This is a genomic window from Clostridium zeae, assembly GCF_017312485.1.
In the GTDB taxonomy this organism is placed as follows: domain Bacteria; phylum Bacillota; class Clostridia; order Clostridiales; family Clostridiaceae; genus Clostridium_AR; species Clostridium_AR zeae.
In genome coordinates, this window is the sequence record NZ_BMBA01000012.1 from 58541 (window position 1) to 83892 (window position 25352).

The window sequence follows — 25352 nt, forward strand, 5'->3', positions numbered from 1 at the left end:
CTACTCTCCTATTTATCAATATTATTAAAATGCGTAACTGTTTGATATTCTGCTTTATTTCGTCCCATCTGCTTGCCATTAACGATTTTATTATTCATGTCATTTCCGTTTAAATCTAAATAATTTCTACCACGTGGACGGCTTGTATCTTCTATTCTGAAATAGTTTCCTTTTGTATCATATACTACTTGTTTACCTGTTTCAGAATTAGTATAAATCATTTTACCTTTTTCATTTAATACAGGCTTAACATTTGGTGCAAACTTTTCTATAGCCTCATTTAAACTACCATTTGACCAATTATTTGAATATTGTGCTGCTCTAGTAGCACCATCTCTCACAGATTTACTAGTCTCCTTAGTTGAGTTCACCCCTTCATCTCCAGATCCATTCTTCCCATTCTCAAAGAAGCTGAATCCAGGATTAATTCTCGCACTAGTTGCTGCACTAGCCCCTGATGCTCCTCCTGTAACCAGTGCTGGTTCCATTGAAGGTGATACTCTAGATCCTCCAAGAGCTCCAATCAATGATACAACTTCACCAACACGGTAAGCCTGCGCAAATCCATAGCTACTCTTCATATTCTTTTCTATATCATCATCAGTAATCTTCGTGCCGCCAATCATAGGAGCTATAAAGTTTCCTACCCCTCTGATTATATTAAATTGATCAAAGCCTAATATAAATCCACTAGCACTAGGCATCATATTGTACTCACCATCAGAATCTGTGCTATTACTTATATTATTGGCTTTAAACTCTACCTTTGGAATAACTAAATCTTTTACTATACTACCAACTGATGCTACTACAGATATTCCCTTTTTTAAGGTTTCAACTTTCTGTTGAGTATCTCTTTCTACCTTTGGCTTAACGACCTTATTATACACTATAGTAGTTGCTTTATATGCTGCTGTTGCAGTATTAACTATTTTTTTAGCCTTACTAATTGTGCTAGTTACTGCTTTTCCTACACTAGTATTAGCTAAATAACTTACTCCAGAGGATATCGCACTTGATATTTTACTGCCAACGTAGCTTACAGCTTCTTTTACACTACTTACTACACTACTTATTACACTCTTTGCACTACTAAAGAAGCTATCTACAAAACTTGGCCAATGTCCATTTTGGTCATCATAAATCATTGGGTTGTTGTTTACATAAGTATATAGATTTAAGCTTAGTGGATCATTTGCATTTCCTCTATAGGTGTCCTCTTGCATGAATCTTGCTGACTCTGGATCATACATTCTGTTTAGTAGATAGTATTTTCCGATTTCTTCATCATATTGATATCCTGCATACCTATATGGATTGCTGAAGGTTGATGTATTTTCTTGTACATTTCCAAAGGCATCATAATAGTAGCTTCCTATTATTCCTCCCTTTCCATCTAATAAGTTTGTAACATCTCCATGTCCGTTGTACATGTAGTATGCTGTTGTAGTCCCTGATTTTCTGCTTATTAGATTGTTTCCATATACATTTCTTGCTTTTTCTGTTCCAGTAGCTCCATCTACTTCAAGTACTACTTGATCTCCTTCGTATAGAAGGTTTGTCTTTTGAGCGCCTTGCTCCTTACCTACTCTTAAGCCTTCACCGTTGTAAGTATTTTTTAAGATTGTTCCTGCATCATTTTTTGCTTCTGTTAATTGATTAAAGTTGTCATAGCTATATTGTACTATCTTTTCATTAAACTGTGTATTGTCTGCTGCTATTGAGCTGCTTATTAATGTAGTTACAGTCTTAGCTACAACCTTGTCTTTTATCTCAGTGTTTACTATATCGTAAGTTTTTTCTGGACTGTTATAAATATCTGACATTCTTGCACTTACTGCTTGTGGTACTACGAAGTTCGCAAGTCCTGCTACTTCTTTTGTAACATTTCCATTGTTGTCATAGACGTACTTCTTGTAACCTAATACTGTAGTATCCTGCATTTTAGTAGTTTGAGTCAAGCGGTTTTGTTCATCATAGGTATAGGTTGTAATGTTAGTAACATTATTCTGAACTACGGTCTCAGTTTGTCTGTTACCACTTAAATCGTAAGTATAGCTTGTATTTTTTCCACCTGGTTCTTTAACTGAAGTTACTCTATTTAGTGCATCGTACTCATAGGTAGTTTGTCCTTTTTTATCTGTTTTAGAAGAAATATTTCCTGCTGCATCATAAGTGTAGCTGAAGCTTTCTATCACAGTTGCATTACTATTTTTATTAACAAGAGTCTTTAGGGTATTATTCTTGTTATATTGATAATCTTCTCTAGATCCATCTGGATATACGGTACTCTTCTTAGCTCCGTTGTCATAATACTCATAAGCTGTAGTACTAGTTCCATCGATAACCTTCACTAGTCTATCAGATTTATCGTATACCTTCTTAACTGAATTTGCTTTTGGATCATTTGAAACTTCAGCATAAAAGCCTAAGTCAACTCCATCTTTAACATCGTAAAGATATGTGCTCTTACCTATGTTTGGAACGGTTTTGGTTATAACCCTGTTTAGAGCATCATATTCTCTCAAAGTCACACCGGTAGAATCAGTCATCTTAGTTTGATTACCATTCTTGTCATACTCAAAGGATATAGTAGCTGTTGGATTTATCTCAGAAGTTTCTCTTCCGAAAATATCATAGCTATATTGAGTAACTACTCCATTTTGATCCTTGTGAGTTTTAACATTACCATTTTCATAATAAGTGAATTCTTGAACCTTAGTTGCATCATAAGTTATTGTTGTTCCACTTATAGTTTTACCCTTAGGTTCTATTATTCTTGAAACCTTGTTACCAGCATTGTACTCATAGATTGTCTTATTTCCCTTTGCGTCTGCCTGTTCTAACATATTTCCATTGTTGTCATAAGTGTAAGTTGTAGATTCACTCTTTGCATTTAATACAGACTTTAATCTGTTTAGTTCGTCATAGCTATAAACTGTCTTGTTGCCTTTTGCATCTGTTCTTGTATCTACATTTCCTACCTTATCATAGGTTTGACTTGACTTATTATTTTCTGCATCTGTTTTAGAAATAAGTCTATTGTCCTTATCATACTCAAATCTTGTTGAATTTCCTAAGGCATCTACAGATCTTTTTTGAGTACCGTTCTTATTATACTCTAATCTCTCAATAAGCTTATTTGATCCGTCATACTTTTCTATGATTCTATTGAATATATCGTAATTATATATTTTAGAATTTCCTAAGTAATCAGTTTCTTTTGTTATGTTTCCATTTGCATCATATTCATAAGAAGTTTTATGTGGGACTACAACCCCATTAACATTCTTAACATCAATGCTTGTGGACTTAATTCTATTTAATTCATCGTATTCATAAGTTGTTACATTACCATTTCCGTCTTTTACAAAACGTTTATTTCCATTCTTATCGTATTTAACTTCTTGATTTATGCTGCTTGTGCCTGCTGCATCTGTATTTGTGGTTATTAGTATCTTTCCTTGAGGATCTCTTTGATTCTTTGAAATAATACCTTTTGAGTTTTGGCTGAATACTTGGTTACCTAGTTTATCATATTGATATACTATGCTATCCCCTAATATGCTTGAATCTCCAGGCAATATAGTCTGTTTTGGCTTATTTAAGCTGTTATATGTTGTAGTAGTCTTATTACCATTACCATCTACAGCTAAAGTCACATTGTCTACCAAGTCATATTCGTATCTTTCAAGCTCTTTAGTTCCACTAGCTGAAACAAGTTTCTTTGAGGTTACCTTTCCAGAATTGTTATAGTCATAAGTTATAGCATTATTGTTAGCGTCAGTATCTTTAACCATTCTTAGTAGTCCATCATACTGATATTTATGAGTAAAGGTTAATCCTTTGTCCTTATTAGCTGGAGTATTTTCTGTAACTACCTTTCCACTAAGGTTGTATTGATACTCTTTTCCATAACCTGAATTTATCTTTTCTTCAACAGAAGTTCCTGTTCCAGAGTCATATCCAGAAGCATCAAGTTCCTTTATTCTATTCCCCTTATTATCATACTTATAAGCTTTCACGACAGTTACGTATTCACTAGAATTATATTTTGGATACTCAACTCTTTGTTCAGCTATAACCCAACCTCTACTATTATATATTAGCCTATCTTTAGTTGGGTATTCTGATTCAACCGGTGCTGAAGGTATTTTTTTAGTTAACATTACAACGTCAAGTATATCTACAATACCATCCACATTTAAATCATAAATCTGATCCCAATTCGAATCTCCCTTTTTACTGCCATAATGTGAATTTAATTCGTCTATCGATATGTCAGTAGAAAGCTTTCCCGCTATAGTTATATCTAATATATCGACTACACCATCATGGTTTAAATCATATTTAGGGTTCCAATTATCACTTTTTTCAGTTGTTCCATAGTATTTAGCTATTTCATCTGTAGTAACACACTTAGATCTAAATCTATCTTTAGCAGACACTTTTTCAGTAATTCTTCCTAGTAAGTCATGCTGATAGGTTGTCTTATCACCTTTGGCATTAATTTCAGCAACTTGTACTCCCATTGCATCATACTGGTACTGAGTCTTATTCCCCTTTGCATCTACAGTTTCTTTAATTTGTCCATTCCATTCGTAAGCCTTTGTAGTTGTGCTTACAACTTCTGTTCCTGTCTCATCTAAAGTCTTTTCTGTTGTAGATGTCTGTCTATCAAGATTGTCATAGCCATAGCTTATTTCATGTCCATCAGGTGAAGTTTGTTTAATCAAATTACCATTCAAATCATAATTGTAAGTAGTATCTAAATTAATCAAAGTAGTATTAGTTATAGCGTTTCCGAAAATATCTCCCGAAACTACTTGTTCTGATTTTTTGTATGGCTTGTTTAGATAGTTATTTGAATAAGTTATTATCTTCTTTCCACCATTCTTATCAGTGTATATAGTTTGCTTAGTTACATTACCGTTACCGTCATACTCATACTCTGACTTTCTTCCTTCGTTGTCCCATTGTGCTTTAAGCTTTCCATTCTTATAATAAGAGGATTCCTTAATAACAAAGCTTGTAGGAACTGCACCCTTTTTAACTAATTCCTTACCTATGGATTCTTTTATCTTATTTCCGTTCTTATCGTAATCATACTTGGAGTAGCTATATAGTACTTCACCAGAACTATTATCTACAGGCCTATATTCAGATACTAATCTGTTAAGTCCATCATAATTATAATAATGGTTTACGTTATTCTCATCAGTATCGTAAGCCTTTAATCCATTTCTCATGAATTCAGTTTTTGTAGTTGTCTGATCTTCATTAACCGTTTGTACTATTTGCTTGTTATAGTTATATAGTACACTGCTAGTAGTAAAATTTGTAGAATCTATATATGCCTTTTTACTGACTTTTAAATTATTATTTTTCATTTCATTGCCGTAAATTATTTCATAACTATAAGCCTCTAATATTACAGGATTAGCATCTAACTTTTCTTTATAAGATTTTTTAACAATCCTATTCATATTATCGTACTCATAAATATAAATAGACCCGTTTGGTTGTTTTTCAGTGCTAATATTCCCATATAAATCATAGGTATATTCTTTTATGTTTCCTACCTCATCCTTTGTGCTCTTAATTCTTCCATTTGGATAGTAAGCTGTTTCGCTTCCTTTTGTATCACCATATTGACTATATAGATTTGGTGTTATATCTTTTATCTTTCTACCTAACGCATCATATATGCTCTTTCTTATAGAACCATCATGATAGGTTGTTGTTAAAAGATCTCCAGTATTGGTATAAGTATAAGTAGTCTTAAACTGATTTGGAGAAATCTCTACTGTTTTAAAACCAAATTCATTGTAAGTAAATTGAGTAACATTACCTTCACCATCTGTTATAGTGCTAGGGTTACCTGATTTATCATAGGTATACTTAGTTACACCGCCATTAGCATCAGTCTTTGTCTTGAGTAGCCCTGCTATATTGCAGCCTATTGTCTGCATTTCTTGTTTTGTATAATACTCATATTTTTCTATAGCGAAATTATCACCATCTATACCTGAATAAACATCAGCACTATTTAATGGGGTGACCTTTTTAGTCATATTTCCATTGGCATCATAAGTATAATAAGTTGTATTACCATTCTCATCTGTTTGAGTCACAAGATTATTATTAACATAAGTACTTTTTTGTTCACTATTATCTGGATTAACCTCTGTTGTAACATTACCATTTTCATCTCTATATTTCATTCTAGTATTACCTAGAGAATCCAAAGTGAACATTTCTTCCCCATATTTATTTATACCATTTTCATCTTTTTCGTAATAAGTTTTATCTATTGAACCATCTGCATTTATTGTATAAGTATTGAACATACTGCTATCATAATACTGCTGTCTTACATTGTTATTACTATCAGTAATCTTTACGATTCTTTGAGAATTATCATACTCGTAAGTTTCCACATTTCCATCTGAATTTTTATACGTTTTTATCTTATCTTTATTATTAGCATCATCAAAATAAGTTATCTCCTCAACAACTTGACTTTCTTTTGTAACTTTATTCAATCTGCTTTGAGCATCATAAAAATAAGCTTCAGTTATATGACCATTCATATCAGTTACAGATTGTAAAAGATTATTTGAATAGTTATAGGTAATTGTTCTCTTAGAAACTCCGGCTATCTTTTCCGTTATAGTAGATACTTTTCCATTTGTATAGCTTAATACATATGATCTTCCACTTTCATCATTAATTGCATTTATATTGTTGCTTGAATCATAACTTATAGTTAACTTATTATCGTTATTATCTCTAATTTCAGTAAGCAGATTATTTGTAAATACATATTTATCATTCGTTTTTGAAGTTAAGATATATTGGTTATTAGTATATACTAGCTTGTTCCTTGAATCTAAAGCAACATAAGTTCCATCACTCTTAAGCTCAAAGCTCTGAACACTTCCATTAGGTAAAGTTATAATTTTCCCCTTTATACCGGCATTTTTATCTATATCTTTTATAGAACTTTCATAGGAGAATCTCCATCCACTTCCTATTATACTTGGCTTATCTTTACCTTTAGAGTTATAGGTTCTATATATATCAATATCTAGTCCTGGAGTTGTTATTGTCATATCCTTAGCAGTTTTGCTATAGTTACCCGTAGGTGTATTTGCTCCTTCTTCTCCAAAATGTCTTTGAATAGCATAATCCTGTTGGGTTATGAAATCATTCATCTGATCATTATATTCTGGAATCCATAAACTTTCTTGTTTTATTATCTTATCAGAATAACCAGAATAATCTACTTTCCCTTTTACAAACAACCCCTTAGCCGGATTATAACTCTCATTAAGTTCTCTATCATTAGGTCCAACATCTTTTCCCCAGTAATTATATTTAGCATCTATTTTTCCAGATAAATTATATAGCGCAGTAGCGTTTCCTACCTTATTTAAGAATGAATTAGCTACTATTTGTGGGCTATCCCCATGTACAAATAATATTGCTTGTCCCAAATTTGATGAACCACAATCTTGGAATATATTATTTATTACATTAATTTTACCATCAGATCCCACAACACCTGTTTCACAACTGGTTATTTTACTTAAAGCAATCGTTCCTTGTCCCAAATCATTATCTATACCAGTCTTACAATTTGATATTGTACTATTTATTATATTTAATTGTGAATTGTTTACAACACCAGTAGTTGCATTTACTATATTTGAATTATTTAAAATCACTTGACCATTGTTAAATATGCTAGAAATTCCATTTCTACAAATTAAGTTACTTGCTGTTAATAATCCTTCAGGTTTTATGTAGATACTGCTAAAATTAGTATCTATCGGATCTGAATTGTCTTTATATACTAACCCAGAACTTTTGTCATTTACACTAGTTATCACTACGGGTTCTGCACTAGTTCCGCTACAAACTAATTTACCTTCAACAAATAAGGAATTATTATACTTTCCATCTTGAGTTTTGCTATATCTAGAATTTAATACAACGCCTTTATCTAATTTAAGAGTTGCACCTTTAGCTACACTAATAGAGTCATTTATTAAAATATTGTTTTTTCCTTTTTCTATTACACAGTTACCTGTTACTGTAGCATTGCCGAAAACTATTGCATCGTAATTGTTTCCAGATAATAAGTTTGCCTTAGTTGAATCTGAGTAATTTATTTTCGCTAGCAAATCAGTAGTATCAGAATTAATCCCTCCATTTATAACTATAGGACCGCTTGAAGGCTTATCACTTACTGCTTTACTAGTATTAGTTCCGCTAATCTCATTTTTCTGTAGATCAACATTAGATATATTATCACCTGATATACTTATACCTATTGTTCCACTAGATTTGATTATATTCCCTAAAACTAGCACATTCTTTTTCAGTGTATCTCCATCAGAAATTTCTATTGCTGTCTTATTATTATTGAATGTATTTTGAGATATTTCTGCAGCATTTAATCTTTGCTTCACCCTTGTATGCAAATATACACCACAATAGTTATCACTTATATTGTTACTTGATATTTTAAAAATATCATCAGAGTCAAACTCAATTCCATTTTGAAATTTACTCACGCTGGAATTAGATATTTGCATCGATGCCGCCTTATCAAATCCTAGTGCTCCAATACCTTGATTGCTCACACTATTACTCAATGTACTTTTATCTAAAATTAGGCCTCCTGCATTCGAGATCAAAGCAGCTCTTCCTGTAACATTTCCTAATATATCTAAATTACTGCCTTGAAAAACAGCATTTCCTCTAATAAGTATGTCAAACTTTGTATTACCATCTGTAGGACCTATCTTTATCCTATTAGTATCTTGTCCATTTGCCATTATCTTTCCATCTACCACAAATCCAGCTGGCTGATTTGGTTGATTTAAAAACTTAATATTACTACCAGGATTTATAGTTAAAGTAACATTAGGGCCTACATCTATTAATCCATCTATAGTTTTTTCTCCTGACCAAGTTGTATCCTTATCTATCACAGTCATTTTAGATAATTGCATCCATATACTATTTATAGACGGTTTACCAGCAACTTCTGATCCTGAAATACCTCCATTATAAGCTAAGTTATATATCTCCCCAGAAGTTCCATATCCACTTGCTGTATACTGAATAGAGTAACCATAATTACTACCATCAATTTTAATTTTTATAGCTTTTATTTCTTTGCCTACTATCCCTGCCTGTTCATCGTTAGCTTTCCAGTTTTCCCATGATATATTATTGCCATCCTTTATGCAAACCTGATAACTTATTCCCATATCCGCAGGAGCATTTTTCAATTTTATCTTTATAGCATCAATTACGCCTCTGTTATTAGGTCCAAAAATGCCGCTCGTTATGTCTCCTGTTTTTAATTCACCAGTTTCATCATCATATATGTTACTATACCACCCACTTATTAAATTATCAGTGTTAGGTTCATAAGTTATATGATATTGAATACTTAGGGATACTGTTTGTGTTTGATCGCTAGTTAAAGCTACGGATTTTGCTTCTAATTTATTACTTGCTGTAAGTATACTAGTAGTTTTTTTATCCGTATTTTCTATACTTGTTTTATCGTATATCTTAATTTCACTCCAGCTACCTATCTTTCCATCTATTATAGATCTAACTTTATATTGATATTTTGTATTCTTTTTAATCTCTGCATCTAAATAGCTAATAGCTTTTCCAACTTTTATAACTTTATCATTTATGCTTAGTTCATATTCAGCTGTCTTAGAAACGCTATTCCACCTTATTTCTACATATTTGTTATCAATTATTCTAAAGGATTCAATCTTAGGTTCATTTCTATCAGTAATCTTATTTATTAAAGAATCCCTTTCTTTAATAAATAAATCCTTAGAATTCCTATCTTCTTTTTCTTTAGGTCCCTCTATAGAACTCAATTTTGAATCTATCAAAGAAGCCAAACTGCTCATCTGTGAAGTAGCTTTGTCTATATTACCCGATATATTGGTAGCAGCTAGAACTTCAGAGCTGTTAGTTATTAACATAAATATAGTCAATAACGTAGCTAATAACTTTCTACTTTTCCCCCTCATTATGTTTCCTCCATTTATTATTATTTTATAGTTAAGCTACTGCTAATAGATTGATACTGAAGCAGTTTGGCACTATCATCCGAAAACTTAACTCTAACATTATAATTTGAATTATCTAAAGCAGTATTTTTATAATCTGCTTTTAGAGACAAGGTTCCTGCCTTTAAGGCCTTAGCCTTAATCGTAAATATAGTATTGTCAGTAAGGCTTATACTACTATTTAACTTAACAGAATAAGAACTTAATAAACCTTGATTACTAGTATCTGTTGTCTTATAGGTATATGCATTAGGTAAGTCCCAAACCGTGCTTGGTACTATATCAGAAACACTTATTAAGGTATTGTCATACTTAAAATCTAGAGAACTTGCTAATACTTTATCTAATCCCTTAGCATTAACATATATCTCAAATTGATCCCCTACATTGATAGTGTCTTTATTAGATTTAAAGTATACAACTTCTTTACTTGTAACTCTCGTTCCTGTTGTTACAGTACTACTGTTAGGCGCTACAACATAATTACCATTCTTATCATAAGCATATACTTTTGTATAATAGCTAGCATTGTCCACATCTGAAATGAAACTAGCACTTGTTGTAGTTACTTCTTTCGAATCAACTTTAACATTGCTACTATTGTAAAGTTCAACTACATATTTGCTTATTCCAGTAGCCATTGTTTCAGGGTTATCAGTTGAAGGATCAAAGCTGCAATCTATCTGCCATTTAGATAAATCACTAGTAAGCTTTGAACTAAGCTTTATGTTTGCAACCGCCTTAGGAGCTGTTGTATCTGGAATTGATAATATCTTTGCATTTATGTTGTTTGTTGCAATTAGGGGGCTCAGTATCTTACTATCGCCCGCTGTATAGTAGGCTTGCACTCTAAAAGCATAGATGTAAGCTTCTGCTGGGTTAGTTTGCTTATTTATAACATATACTGGATGAGGATTATCTGGTAGATAATCTGCTCCATTGTTATCGCTTCCATGGATTGCACCATTTCCTGCTGCAATCTCCGTTGCTGTAGGCCAGAACTTTCTTTCCTTTGTTGACCAGCTTGTTCTATTGCCTACATCCTGCACCATTACATAGCTGGTTCCATTCCATACTTGAATAACATATCCATCAGCATCACTTATAGGGCTCCAAGCTAAGTTTATATATCCTTTACTCTGATTTATAAATTCACTTGCACTATTAGCTGTTGCGGATGTCATAGTTGGACTGTCTGGCACTTTATATGTAACTTCTAAGTACGGAGGATTTGAATTGTTAGGTGAATTAAATTTCCTTATAGTAGGAGACGCACTATCATCTTTCTTCATAAATATTCCGTAATTAGGTACCGATTTATCTGCCATCCTTTTAATTAAGGAAGTTAAATCCCATACAAACCATCCTGTAGCATTTGTTACAGTTATTTTACTTTCAACAGCATCATCCCAAATCGGCCTCATATTCCACTTTACTGTGGTATAATCCCAATCTGTTGTTATTCTATGCATCTCAACATTCATTGCACCAGTTCCCACGTTATCAGAGTATAATCTCATATTAGCTGAAATTATCTTACTTCCTGGAACAGCTGGAAGGCTAGTAAACTTAAGGTAAGAGTACATTATTCCTGAAGGATCTGATCCTGTCCAGTTACCAGTTCTTAAATATGGATCAGATGCAAAATTATAAGTAGGATATTGGCTTTTTATACATGAACCTAATGTGTAGTGATTAGTTACCAATGATGTAACATATGGATCAATTACTACTGGATAAACTGTATCCTTATTTTCCAAATAGTTTTTATCTACAACTATTGAAATCTTGTATTGATCGCCTTTTATGTTCTCTATATTTATAGAATTATTATCAGTTTCTCTTTGTTCCTTGGAAGAATCATGAACAAAAGGAGGTGCTATAAAAGCTTTTTCTTCCTTTGTTTCTTTATCTCTTAATATGATACCTCCATTTTCAACCTTCTCAGGATTTAATCCAGTTAGGTCCACAACAAAGTCAAAACTATTTTTGTTATTATATTTTTTTAAAACAATATTTTCCTTTACTCCATCTGACATCGGTATATATTGAAAGGATATATCTTGTCCATCGTTATACAAATCTTCATATTGTATACCATAGGTATCATCCTTATTCGAATCAGAACCATATTTCTGATTATTATCTTTTAGTACCACATCATTGTCTACATCTGATTTCTTTAACGATAATACCGTAAATTTGCTGTTTTTATATTGTTCTTCTACCTTTGGTGAAAAGGCAACAGAGTATTTATCGAATTTCATATTAACTAAATTATCTGATTTCCTCTGCAGGTCCAATATAACTTTCACACTATTGGCTTTATTGACAAGTTTCTTCTCTCCATTTACTTCTTGTGACTCTAACCTGTTGTCTATCTCTTTATAAACATCTCCATCTTTATAATTGATAGAGTTTTGGTATATCCTCTCAGTAACTGTACCATCTGAATTAAGATATACGTTTTTATTCTCTGTCTTCCTCTCTTGTAATTCAACACTAGTAATACTAGGCTTCTTTACATCTGACTTTTTGCTATTGTATACCATTGCTCCCCCTACAGAGCATATTACAATAGCTGAAATAGCCAGCACTTTAACTCTCTTTTGCAAAATAACACCCCTTTTATTAAATTTAGATTAAATTTTTGAAACATGCTAAGCATCTTTCAAGTAGTAAGCCCATCCACTAAAAGTTATTAATTAACCTTTATCTAGAAATTCAGTAACCACCTTCGTATACTACTATATTAATTCTTATATTTTCAATATAAGATCATTTGTAAATATATATATTTTTATCGCATTTTATATCATAATTTGTCAAACAACCTTTTAATTTATTAACGTTTAATCAAAAACTCATAGTTTTTCGTTCCAAATAATAATTCTTCGTATTTATCTATATTTAAAGCATAATTCGTTCATCATATTTCTACATTTTTTGCAGGTTTTATTTGCTATACTATATCTTAACTAAAGTTTTATATGTGAAAAAAACAAAGACTAGCAACAATGTGTATGTAAAATCACATTATTGCTAGTCTTTATATATTATTATTTACCTTCACTTATCTTCTCAGCAAGATCATTTAGATAAACCCATCTATCCATCTTCTCTTCTAGGAGCTTTTCTGTTTCTTCCTTTTCTGCTATAAGCTCTTGAAGAAGAGAATAGTTTGTGCTGGCTGCATTTATCTTGCTTTCCAGTTCACTTATCTTTTCTTCTATCCCTGCTATAACCTCATCTATTTCGTCATACTCTCTTTGTTCTTTAAAGGAGAATTTTAATGCTCTTTCTTTTTTCTTACCTTGATTACTATCCACAGCCTCTACTTTTTTATCAACAGTTTTCTTATTCTTTTCTTCTGAGTTGTTGATATCTTTTTGTCTATTATCTTCTTTATAGTCTGTGTAGTTACCTGTATATTGATCTACCTTTCCGTTACCTTCAAAGGAGAAGATCTTAGTTGCCATCCTATCTAGGAAGTATCTATCATGGGATACTGATATCACTGCACCAGGGAATTCATCTAAGTAGTCTTCTAGAATCGTAAGGGTCTCTATATCAAGATCATTGGTAGGCTCATCTAATATAAGAACATTTGGAGCTTCCATTAAAACTCTAAGTAGATATAACCTTCTCTTTTCCCCACCTGAAAGTTTTGATATTGGTGTCCATTGATCTGCTGGTGGAAACTTAAATCTTTCAAGCATTTGTGATGCACTTAATTTATATCCTTCTTCATTAGAAATAAATTCTGCACCTTCTCTTATATAATCGATAACTCTTAAAGAATCATCCATATGATAAGTTTCTTGCGAGAATGCTCCTATCTTAACTGTTTCGCCAACTTCCACCTCGCCACTATCTGGTTTAAGCTTACCACTTATTATATTTATCAAGGTGGATTTACCCATTCCGTTAGGTCCTATTATCCCAACTCTATCATCTCTAAGTAATATATAGCTAAAATCATCAATAAGTTTTCTATCGCCAAAAGACTTACTTATGCTATTTACTTCTATTACTTTCTTTCCAAGACGAGTACTAGCAACGGATATTTCAACCTTAGAATTATCTATATCTAATTTCTGCTCGCTTAGTTCTTCAAATCTATCTATTCTGGCCTTCTGCTTTGTGCTTCTAGCTTTAGCCCCTCTTCTTATCCAAGCCAGTTCTTTCCTCAAAAGATTTTGTCTCTTCTTTTCACTAGCAAGTTCCATCTCTTCACGTTCTACTTTTTTCTCTAGGAAATCACTGTAGTTTCCTTTATAAGTATAAAGGTTACCTTTATCAAGTTCTATTATCTCATTGACAACTCTGTCTAGGAAATATCTATCATGAGTTATCATAAGAAGTGCACCTTTTCTTTTATTAAGGTACTGTTCAAGCCAGTCTATAGTATCGTTATCTAGATGATTTGTAGGCTCATCTAATATCAATAGATCACAAGGACTTATAAGAACAGCAGCTAAAGCTATTCTCTTTCTTTGTCCTCCAGAAAGATTGCCTACCTTTGCATTAAAATCTGAAACTCCAAGTTTATTTAAGATAGCCTTTGCATCACTTTCTATACTCCAAGCATTCAAACTATCCATCTGACTTGTAAGCTTCATTATTTCTTCACCAGTGGCAGTATGGCTCTCCATTGCTTTTTCGTACTGTCTTATGAGCTTCATTAAAGGAGTGTCCCCCCTAAATACTTGCTCTAGTACTGTTGACTCTGGATTAAAATCTGGACTTTGAGAAAGGTATTCCACTCTTACTGAGTTGCCCTTCACTACCTTTCCTTCATCAGGAACTTCTACTCCTGATACAACCTTTAGAAAAGTAGTTTTACCAGTACCATTTACACCTATGATACCAATCTTATCTCCTTCATTTATTCCGAAGCTTATATTATTAAAAAGTTTCTTTTCACTATAACTTTTTGATACGTTCTCTATGGTTAAAAGATTCATCTATTAATTCCTTTCTTTGTGAATAATCTTATTATAGGAGCTTCTCCCTAAACTTTTAATATAAAATTATTAAGAAGTAATATCTGCTTATCTATAATACGTCAAGCAGTTCACACTAACTCTGATTATATCTTATGCGTACCTGCTTTTCAAATGGAATTACCTTGCAAGGCGCATAAATACTATATATTTATATAATTTTTTAATTATATGATTATATAAATAGTTGCATAGTTAAATATTTATATAGTTATCTATTTACATAGTTGTATTGCAATCTACAAGCAAATAACTAATGTTGACTCGTACACTATCCTTTGTAATAAAAATAAAAAGTGAGCTATAACAAGCTCACCTTCATATATCTAAACTTCTGCCTCTTTACTACTAGCCATATTCTTATCTACATTAAAGTTATATATTACCCCTAAAATTATAAATAAAGCTCCAATAAACTTGCCCATTGAAAACTTGTGGAAACTAAAATAATCTATGACCATTCCCATTACAATTTGTCCTACAAAAATAAGCACCATAGAATATATAGCTGGAATCTTAGGAATAACCTTATTTGATAAAACTATTACCACAACTCCTAATAATCCTCCGAAGAAAGCATATATAGGTATATTACTCATATTAATTTCTGTCATCGGTGCTGCCGTTCCAGTAGATCTTACTATTATATATAACAATAAGGAAAAAAAAAGGCCTGTTATATAATTTATAAGAGTTCCCTTAAGTCCCCCTATCTTTTCTGCTAGCTTCCCATTTATTATCATTGAGAGAGTAACAAAAACTCCCGCTAAAACTGTCAACAAAATATTTAACATCTAAAATTCCTCCCTAATATAAAGCCATAACTACTATCCCAAGAATTATAAAAGCAAAGCCTATAAGCTTCTTTTTTTCAAAGCTATATTTTTTCATTCCAAGAAGACCAAAATGATCTATAACAGTAGCAGCAGCAAGCTGCCCAACCATTCCTAAAGATATTGAAAGTGACGCTCCAACTTTAGAAAAAGTTAGATTATTTATGAGAACCACCATAACTCCAATTAATCCTGCACTTAGCAGATACACTGGCACTTTATGAAGGTCCATAGAAAATTTTTCTTTCTTAACTAACATCACAATTATTACACTTATAAGTCCTACTAAATGAATTACTACTAAAGAAAGATTATTCCCGACACTAGCCTGAAGTTCACTATTAAAACTAATCATTATAGTTATCACAAATCCTATAATTACAGTAAATAACTTATACATATTTTTATTTATCCCCCTAAAATTATTTTGTTGATATCCTAGATTAACTATTATCATACTGGGTTTACTTTTAATATTATTTAAAAATTAAGTGGTTATGCAGGAGATGCTATATGAGCGAGCTATTAGAATTAAATGATTTTTTCAGATGGAATGGCGTTAAGAAACTGTACTGTTCGAACGTAGTGAGTTTACAGTTTTAGCCATGGAATATGACAAAATCATATTAATTCTTTGCGAAGGCTCATTAAAGCATTGGATGAATAACCACTTAATTTAAATATAAGCTTATCGGTTATCCATATCTTAAGATACCAAAATTAAAAAACTTATCATATGACATATGTCACTTTTCTATTTTTTTATTTATAGTTATTGTCTATAATATAGTTAGATACTTTTATTTACACACCATGGAGGTGTTCTATATAATTAAAATTAATAATAGGTCAACTATAGAAGCTTTTAAAGAAATTCATAATATAGATTCATATTTTAGCAGTGACATGACCTCACATATGGAAATACACATCTTTGAAAAAGGTGAACTTGTATATAGGTCTAATGAGGAAATTGAATACTTCTATTTCCTAGTTAAAGGCAAGTGCAAGGTTTATACCTTACTTCAAAATGGAAAGTCTCTTCTTTTGAGATTCTATAATCCTTTAATGGTCATGGGAGATCTAGAGTTTATAAGTGAGGGCACTGCTAATTGTAATGTGGAAGCGGTACACAGCTGTACCTTTATAGCAATTCCACTAGATGTGATTAGAAAATATGCTATAGACGATGCCATATTTTTAAGACATATATGTAAAAGTCTTTCTGAAAAGCTTTCTACTTCTGCCGTATCTAATTCCATAAATCTTCTTTACCCTTTAGAGAATAGGCTTGCAAGTTATATGCTTGCCATATCTAGCGAAGAAGATCTTTCAACTAGTCTAAAAGGCATTGTAGCTGAGCGGTTTACTGAAATTGCTGAACTTTTAGGCACAAGCTATCGGCACTTGCTTAGGATAATAAATAAATTATGCGATCAGAAAATTATAGCTAGAGAAGGGAACTCTCTAATCATATTAGATTATGAACAGTTAGAAAATTTAGCTGGAGATTTATATCAATAGCTTTAAAGTATATAAGGCGGGCTTTGTATAACAAGCTCTACCTATACGCTGTAACAACTTATATTCATTTACTTAGTGATAAAATTAAAACAAATAAACGTTAACCTCAAATTAGAAAGGAATACATATACATGGACTTTAAGCAACTTACTTATTTCCTGGAAATTGTTAAGCAAGGTAATATAACTAAAGCCTCGAAAAAGCTTCATATCGCTCAGCCTCATTTAAGTCAGCAGCTAAAAATACTAGAAGATGAGCTTGGGGTTAAATTGATAGAGAGAAGTACTAGAAAATTTCAAATAACTAGTGCTGGTCAAATACTTCAAAATCGCTGCGAGCAGATGATTGAACTAATGGATACTACCCTTAAAGAAATAAAGGATATAAAGGACGGTCTTAATGGAACTTTATCTATTGGAACAATCTCTTCTGAGGGGGATACCCTGCTACTTAATAAAATAATGAATTTTTACGACAAATATCCAGGTATAACCTTTGATATAAGAGAAGGGAATACTAAAGAAATCTTAAAGCTTCTTACCGATGGTTTTGTGGAGATAGGAATAATACGTACTCCAGTAAATTCAGAAGGCTTTGAATCAATATATTTAGAAAGTGCTCCAATGGTTGCTGCAACTAAAGGCAATATATATTGGGATGAAAAAACAAAAGAAATTCCAATAACTGAGCTTGCCAACAAACCATTGCTTGTAAATAGAAGATTTGAAAAAAACATAGTAGAAGCTTGCGAAAATTCCGGTTTTGAGCCTAATATTTTCTGTAAGATAGAGGATACCAGATCTCTCTTAACCTGGGCAAATAAAGGCATGGGAGTAGCTATTGTACCAAAGGACTGGGTAGGCTTACTTAAAAACTCCAATTTGGTGTATAAAGATATAAATGAACCTTCGCTTATTACAAAGACAGGTATCATATGGATGAAAGATAAATACTTATCTGCTCCTGCAAAACGCTTTTTACAGATATTCAATACTTAAATATAGTCTAATAAAAACCTTATATACTTAATGATTGTTTAAATTTATACCTGTTTATGTATGAATTCGATAATTATTAAGTATTTTTATTATACATTTTATTCTGCTATAATAACCCAATAAGATATATTTTCGAAAAACATATAATTTTCGGGGGCTAATTATGATTTTTTTTAATGCATTACAAAGCATTCTAAGTATAGTAATAATGATATTTATAGGATATTTCTTAACTTCAAAAGGCTGGCTGAACGAAGAAGCTTCAAAGATATTCTCAAAACTGGTATGCAATATAGCTTTACCTTGCCTTATGCTGGTTGATCTTATGAACAATTTTAATAAAGATAAATTAATACATCTAGGAAGCGGACTTATCATTCCCTTTGTTTCTATGTCAGCTGGGTATTTTATAGCAATTTTAGTTTCTAAAACGTTAAAAATAGATGATAAAAGTGCTGGAACTTTCCGTTCTATGTTTTTTGTTTCCAGTTCTATTTTCGTAGGACTTCCTGTAAATCTAGCTCTTTTCGGAGAATCAAGTGTTCCTTATGTATTACTTTACTATATAGCAAATACTACATTCTTTTGGACTTTAGGCGTATATGATATAAGTAAGGATGGAACAAGCGGTAAATGTAGTAAGATATTTTCTATTGGAACCTTAAAAAGATTGATTTCTCCTCCACTTATGGGCTTCATATTAGCTCTAATTTTAATAATGCTAAATATCACTCCACCAAGATTTGTACTAGATACTTGCAAATATGTAGGTGGACTTACCACTCCATTATCAATGCTCTTTATAGGAATAACTATGCATTCTGTAGATTTCAAAGAAGTGAAAATAAATAAAGATATGATTGCTTTATTTATAGGCAGATTTTTAATATCTCCATTACTTGTATTTCTACTATGCTTATACTTCCCGATACCTCCACTTATGAAGAATGTATTTATAATTCAGGCTGCGATGCCAGTTATGACAAACACCGCAATAGTTGCAAAAAGTTTTGGAGCTAATCATAAATATGCTAGTCTTATGACTGTTACAACCACTTTACTAAGCATACTATTTATCCCATTTTATATGATTTTATTGTAATTTAACTAGAATTTTTTCACGTATCAGTTTCTTAAAGTATATGTGCGGAAGAATTGTTAGTGAGATAAGTTTTTTAGAATTGTGTTTACCTTTATTTCATATTTATTTAAATTTACGTTGAATTTAATCTTATCGTGAAATTAAGACGTCACTACGTAGATACTATAGAGCAAGCTATTAGAATTAAATGATCTTTGAATCGTAGAAAATCATATTAATTCTTTGCGAAGCTCATTAAAGTATCGGAAGTAGTGACGTCTTAATTTCAAAGTAATTTATCTTATACTATAGTGAATGTACTGTATCAAGTGCTACTTCAATCATATTTGTGAAAGTTGTTTGTCTTTCTTCTGCTGAGGTTATTTCATCATATATAAAATGATCACTTACTGTTAGTAATGCTAATGCATCAACACCATGCTTTGCTGCTAAGGTATAAAGTGCAGCAGCTTCCATTTCTACGCCTAAACATCCGAACTTAGCCCATATCTTCCATTCTTCAGTAGTATCTCCATAGAAGGTATCTGAGCTAAATACATTACCCACCTTAGGATCAAAGCCTTTTTCCACAGCAAAATCATAAGCCTTTCTTAATAGCTTAAAGCTAGCTGTTGGAGCAAAGTCTCTTCCATTAAATCTAATTTTGTTTATGTTTGAATCTGTTGATGCCGCCATTGCTATTATAAGGTCTCTTACCTTTACAGATTCTTGATATCCACCACAAGTACCTACTCTTATAAGATTCTTAACTCCATAGCTTTGTATAAGCTCACTTGCATAAATTGATATTGATGGTATACCCATTCCTGTACCTTGAACTGAAACTCTTTTTCCTTTATAAGTTCCTGTAAATCCATACATTCCTCTTACTTCGTTATAACAGATAACATCTTCAAGAAAGTTTTCAGCAATAAATTTGGCTCTTAGTGGATCTCCTGGTAACAATATACTTTCAGCTATTTGTCCTTCTTTTGCATTTATATGAATGCTCATTTTTATACCTCCATTGAAGTACCTTATAAGTACTTATATTTATTTAAATTTTATTTTTATCATTATTAAGTTTAAGCTTTTAATATCTTTCATCATAAATTAGAAAGCTTATAAAATTATCTCACAACAAAAATTATAGCTCAAATTGGAATAATATTCTATATAGTCTGCCTATAGTACCTACTATTTAATTCTTTTCACTCCAAAGCTTCTTATTTGAGTTTTGCATTATTATTACTATTACTGATATTATTACTACCAAAACGGCCATCATCATATAAAGATTATTGAATATCTTTATATAGTTATATCCTAAAGCTTTATATTTATCTATATAATTTCCCCAGATGAAAGATAGGGCAAATCCACCTGCAAACCTTACTGCAGTATAAAAAGATATCTTTTGTGAAGCATTTGTAACTACAGTCTTTGAAAGATATATATTCAAAGTTGAGAAGCCTATTCCAACTATCAAGCATATTGCTGATAGAGCTAAAATCGATAATGGTAATGAAATATGCAGTGCTAATATAATTGGACAAACCACAAAAACTCCAATTAAAGTGTTTCTTATAGATCTAAACGAGAAATATCTAAGTAGCAACATTGGAGACATCGCCCCTGTAGCTATTAGTATCTGCTCAATTGATATAACCAATCCAGTAGAATTTGAAGCATTAAAGGACTCCATATAATAAGATAAGTAAACCTGAGAAGCTGCAAAAGTTATTTGTGTCATGAATATCATGAAAAGCAAGCTTATATAATCAAATTTATTTTCTTTTACCTTTAATAGTTTATTATTTGACTCATTATCTTCTTCAATGCTTATTTCATTTATTGAAGAAAATACAAATATCCAAGTTAAAGCACCAATAACTATAGGTATAAGTAAGAAAGTCTTAGGTGAGTTTAAAAAGTATCCAGCTACCACTGCAGCAATAAGTCCACCAATAGCTGATCCTATCTCCACCAAACTTGAGCCTAACTTTCCATCTCTTTCTTCCTTCATAACTATTTTATTCATAGATAGTAATATAGGGAAAAATGCTGCTTCTGCCAAAGCTTCTATCAGCCTTCCACTGCAAAATATAAAATAACTTACAGTATTAAGTGCTATTATTTCTACTGAAATACCTATTATCCAAACCACTATAAATAATAGTAGTGATTTTTTTGCACCTATCTTACTCATTACCTTTCCTGCTACAGCAGGAAATAATATCATACTAAGATATCCTATATTAGGTAGCCAGGCAATACTTGACACGCTTACACCAAAGATGCTTTGAAGACTTTGGAACATAGGAAGAAACATAACTACTCCAAAGACAACTAAGAAAGCCACAAAAAAATCTATTATAAAAAAGTTTCTTTTATTATTTAAAACCATAATCTTCTCCTCATTTATAAATGCACCACTAAAAATAGAATTTATATTATAATCTCTTTTTATTTGTATTTAAAACAATGAAATCATTAAAAATAGCTTTTCCATAAGTGCAATACATCTTTCATTAAATACTCTAGTATATTCATAATTACTTACGCGATATAAGGAAGCGCTTACACATCTGCTCATAAAAAACGTGAACTAAGATTTTCTATGCAGAATCCTTTATTCACGCTTTTTAATATCTCTAAACTTATCTTATTACATCATATATAAGTGGGATATTTTCTTCATATCTCTCAGATATTTTGTAATTACTTACTATCCCAGCAGCAGCTTTTTGTATTTTAGCTTCATCATCTGCATGTATATAAGCTAAAACATCTCCTTTAGCTACTTTATCGCCTCTTTTTTTATTTAGAACTATACCTACAGCTAAGTCTATGCTATCTTCTTTAGTCGCTCTTCCAGCCCCTAGCTCCATAGCCACAAGACCTATATTTTCTGAGTTTATCTTTGATACATAACCTTCTATATCGCTCTTTACTTCATAAACGAACTTAGCTTTTGCAAGCAATTCTGGGTTTGTAACTTGCTCAGCATCTCCACCTTGTGCAGCAACAAATTCCTTGAACTTTTGTGTAGCAGAACCATCTTCTATAGTCTTTAAAAGCATAGCCTTTGCTTCCTCAATATTTTGGGCTTTGCCAGCTAACACAACCATATTGCTACCTAAAGCTAAACATAATTCTAATAAATCTTTAGGTCCTTTACCACTTAAGGTATCTAAAGCTTCTCTTACTTCAAGAGCATTTCCTATAGCAAGTCCTAATGGTTGATCCATATCAGAAATAACAGCTACTGTATTTCTTCCAACATTCTTACCTATACTAACCATTGCTTCAGCAAGTCTCTTAGCATCTTCATAAGATTTCATGAATGCTCCATCTCCAACTTTAACGTCTAGAACTATAGCATCTGCACCTGCTGCAATTTTCTTACTCATTATGCTAGAAGATATCAATGATATATTATCAACTGTTCCTGTAACATCTCTAAGTGCATATAACTTTTTGTCTGCTGGTGCTAGATCAGCAGTCTGGCCCATTATTGCAATCTTCTTAGTATTTACATTTTCTATAAATTGCTCTTCTGTTATTTCTACTGAAAATCCATCAAAAGATTCTAATTTGTCTATAGTTCCTCCAGTATGCCCAAGTCCTCTACCAGACATTTTAGCTACCGGAATACCTAAAGCAGCTACCATAGGAGTAAGAACTAAAGTAGTTGTATCTCCCACGCCACCAGTGCTGTGTTTATCTACCTTAACTCCATCTATTTTCGATAAATCAAGTATATCTCCAGAATGCACCATAGCCATTGTAAGGTCTGCAGTTTCTCTCATATTCATCTTTTGAAAGTATATAGCCATCAAAAGTGATGAAACCTGATAGTCTGGAATTGTTCCTTTTGTATATCCATCAACAAAATAATTTATTTCCTCAGTTGAAAGCTCTTCGCCATTTCTTTTCTTTATTATCAAATCATACATTCTCATATAAAAATTCTCCCTTATCAAAAAATAACTATTTTTTATTATAAGTAATTATTTTTAGCTATCAAGCTTTATAAGGTTATATATAGAACTTGATAACTACACTTTCTTTTCTGATCCCTTTACTATAACTGTTGGAGATATTGTTAATCTCTTCTTTTCCGCTATATCTTTGTTGTCTATTACTTCCTTAAGCATATTCATCGCTGATTTTCCTAGTTCTTCAGGACAGTCTTCCATATATGTTATGTTTATTCCAACCATATCTAGAAATTCTAACTTATCAAAGCCTACTATAGCTAAGTCATTTGGTATCTTTTTATTTGCATCAAAGGTTGCCTTTACTGCTCCCATAGTCATCATATTACTACATATAACTAAAGCAGTAGGACCATCCTCCATGTTTAGAACACTCTTAGTTATGTCATATCCCGTACTAAGTTTAAAATCACCTTTAAAAATATATTCCTCTTTTATTGGAATATTATTCATAGCTAAGGCCTTTTTATAACCCATAAGTCTGTCCATTGCTGGCTCTGAGCTTAAAAGACCTGTTATAATTCCTATCTTTTTGTGACCTTCTTTTATAAGAATATTTGTAGCTTCAAAGCCACCTTTTATATTATCAACAAAGACACCATTAAAACTAGTATATTTAACATCCGCTACTACAAATATTATTGGTATATTTAAATTTTCTAAAGTATTAACATAATTACTATTAAATTCATTTTCACCGAACATCGGAGACATGATTACACCTTTCAATCTATGCTCCTTTATCACAGTTAATGCCTTAAGTTCTTTTTCTAAATTATCATCTGTATTAAAAAGTACAATATTCAAATCTGAAGCTTCCGCTACCTCACTTATACCTTTTATAAGCTCTCCAAAGTAAGAGTTCGTTATATCTGGTACTATCACTCCAATAGTATTAGTCTCATTCTTAGATAAACTTCTTGCTATTGCACTAGGAGTATAGTTCATCTCTTTTATTGTTTCTAATACCTTAATTCTAGTTTCTTCTTTAACGTATCCTGAGTTATTTAAAACTCTTGAAACTGTAGCTAGAGAAACTCCTGATTTTTTTGCAATATCACTAATTGTAGTGCCCATATATTATCCCCCTCACTTTTAACTGAAAAGACTGCATGGTTATTATACTACAAAGCGACAGCATTTTATATGCATTTATGCAGTTTATTAAGTGAATTTTACAAAAAAAGTGTATATTTATTAATTATTTTATACCTAAAGAAAATAAAAATGTTTCATATTACCTAATATTTTTACTTTTTTCAATTATAAAAAGTTTACTTTATAAAATTATTATTTTAAATCTAATATAGAATGCTTAACAACAATGTTCTTAAGCATTCTATTTTTTTAAGTTTCATGTTTAAACTTTTCTTATGATTATCTTTGTCCCTTTTCGTAAGGTACACCATCAGCTGCTGGAGCTTGTGTCTTACCTACAAATCCTGCTAAAGCTATCATTGTTATTACGTAAGGGAATACTGAATATATTTCTGTTGGAAGCTTAAGTCCAAGTAACTGTGATTTTAACTGGAACGCATCTGCAAAACTGAATAATAAACATGCAAGTAACGTTCCTTTTGGCTTCCAGTTACCGAAGATAACAGCTGCTAGAGCTATAAATCCTCTTCCTGATACCATTCCATCTCTATATAGTGGTGTACTTCCAAGTGATAATGCAGCTCCACCAAGACCTGCAAGCATTCCTGATACTACAACACAGACATATCTTATCTTATATACGTTTATTCCTAGAGTATCTGCTGCCTTTGGATGTTCTCCAACGGCTCTTATTCT

The 25352-nt window shown here is 31.8% G+C and carries 13 protein-coding genes; 3 read left to right on the forward strand and 10 right to left on the reverse strand.

Features of this window, described 5'->3' with window-relative positions; genetic code table 11:
• Positions 1 to 8: 8 nt before the first annotated feature.
• From J3477_RS24955 to J3477_RS24975, 5 genes are all read right to left on the reverse strand, one after another.
• Positions 9 to 10076 (reverse strand): RHS repeat-associated core domain-containing protein, encoded by a 10068-nt coding sequence (locus J3477_RS24955; RefSeq protein ID WP_206872946.1) that lies wholly within the window; start codon positions 10074 to 10076, stop codon positions 9 to 11.
• Positions 10077 to 10096: 20 nt separating this feature from the next.
• Positions 10097 to 12730, reverse strand: a complete 2634-nt coding sequence (locus J3477_RS24960) for a DNRLRE domain-containing protein (RefSeq protein ID WP_206872947.1) — start codon at positions 12728 to 12730, stop codon at positions 10097 to 10099.
• 444 nt (positions 12731 to 13174) lie between these two features.
• On the reverse strand, positions 13175 to 15082 hold the full coding sequence (locus tag J3477_RS24965; RefSeq protein WP_206872948.1) for an ABC-F family ATP-binding cassette domain-containing protein: 1908 nt from the start codon (positions 15080 to 15082) through the stop codon (positions 13175 to 13177).
• Between the two features lie 365 nt (positions 15083 to 15447).
• Entirely contained in the window at positions 15448 to 15915 is a 468-nt protein-coding gene (locus J3477_RS24970; RefSeq protein WP_206872949.1) for a DMT family transporter, read from the reverse strand.
• A 13-nt stretch (positions 15916 to 15928) separates the two neighbouring features.
• Complete coding sequence (locus J3477_RS24975) at positions 15929 to 16354, reverse strand: DMT family transporter (protein ID WP_206872950.1); 426 nt, start codon at positions 16352 to 16354, stop codon at positions 15929 to 15931.
• 419 nt (positions 16355 to 16773) lie between these two features.
• On the opposite strand from J3477_RS24975, the gene J3477_RS24980 reads away from it, so the two are divergent.
• The 3 genes from J3477_RS24980 (at position 16774) to J3477_RS24990 (ending at position 19578) form a co-directional block, all read left to right on the forward strand.
• Positions 16774 to 17478 (forward strand): cyclic nucleotide-binding domain-containing protein, encoded by a 705-nt coding sequence (locus J3477_RS24980; protein WP_206872951.1) that lies wholly within the window; start codon positions 16774 to 16776, stop codon positions 17476 to 17478.
• A 131-nt stretch (positions 17479 to 17609) separates the two neighbouring features.
• Positions 17610 to 18476: a LysR family transcriptional regulator gene (locus J3477_RS24985; RefSeq protein ID WP_206872952.1), complete on the forward strand. Its 867-nt coding sequence runs from the start codon at positions 17610 to 17612 to the stop codon at positions 18474 to 18476.
• Between the two features lie 163 nt (positions 18477 to 18639).
• Positions 18640 to 19578 carry an AEC family transporter gene (locus J3477_RS24990; protein WP_206872953.1) on the forward strand — a complete coding sequence of 313 codons (939 nt, stop codon included), beginning with the start codon at positions 18640 to 18642 and terminating at the stop codon, positions 19576 to 19578.
• Positions 19579 to 19863: 285 nt separating this feature from the next.
• Here the strand turns inward: J3477_RS24990 and deoD are convergent, their stop codons facing one another.
• From deoD to J3477_RS25015, 5 genes are all read right to left on the reverse strand, one after another.
• Complete coding sequence (gene deoD, locus J3477_RS24995; protein WP_206872954.1) at positions 19864 to 20571, reverse strand: purine-nucleoside phosphorylase; 708 nt, start codon at positions 20569 to 20571, stop codon at positions 19864 to 19866.
• Between the two features lie 187 nt (positions 20572 to 20758).
• Entirely contained in the window at positions 20759 to 21964 is a 1206-nt protein-coding gene (locus J3477_RS25000) for an MFS transporter (RefSeq protein ID WP_206872955.1), read from the reverse strand.
• Positions 21965 to 22217: 253 nt separating this feature from the next.
• Positions 22218 to 23522, reverse strand: coding sequence for a pyrimidine-nucleoside phosphorylase (locus J3477_RS25005; protein ID WP_206872956.1), 1305 nt, complete (start codon positions 23520 to 23522; stop codon positions 22218 to 22220).
• Positions 23523 to 23618: 96 nt separating this feature from the next.
• Positions 23619 to 24635: a LacI family DNA-binding transcriptional regulator gene (locus J3477_RS25010; protein ID WP_206872957.1), complete on the reverse strand. Its 1017-nt coding sequence runs from the start codon at positions 24633 to 24635 to the stop codon at positions 23619 to 23621.
• 300 nt (positions 24636 to 24935) lie between these two features.
• A partial coding sequence (locus tag J3477_RS25015) for an ABC transporter permease (RefSeq protein ID WP_206870709.1) occupies positions 24936 to 25352 on the reverse strand: 417 nt, incomplete at its 5' end.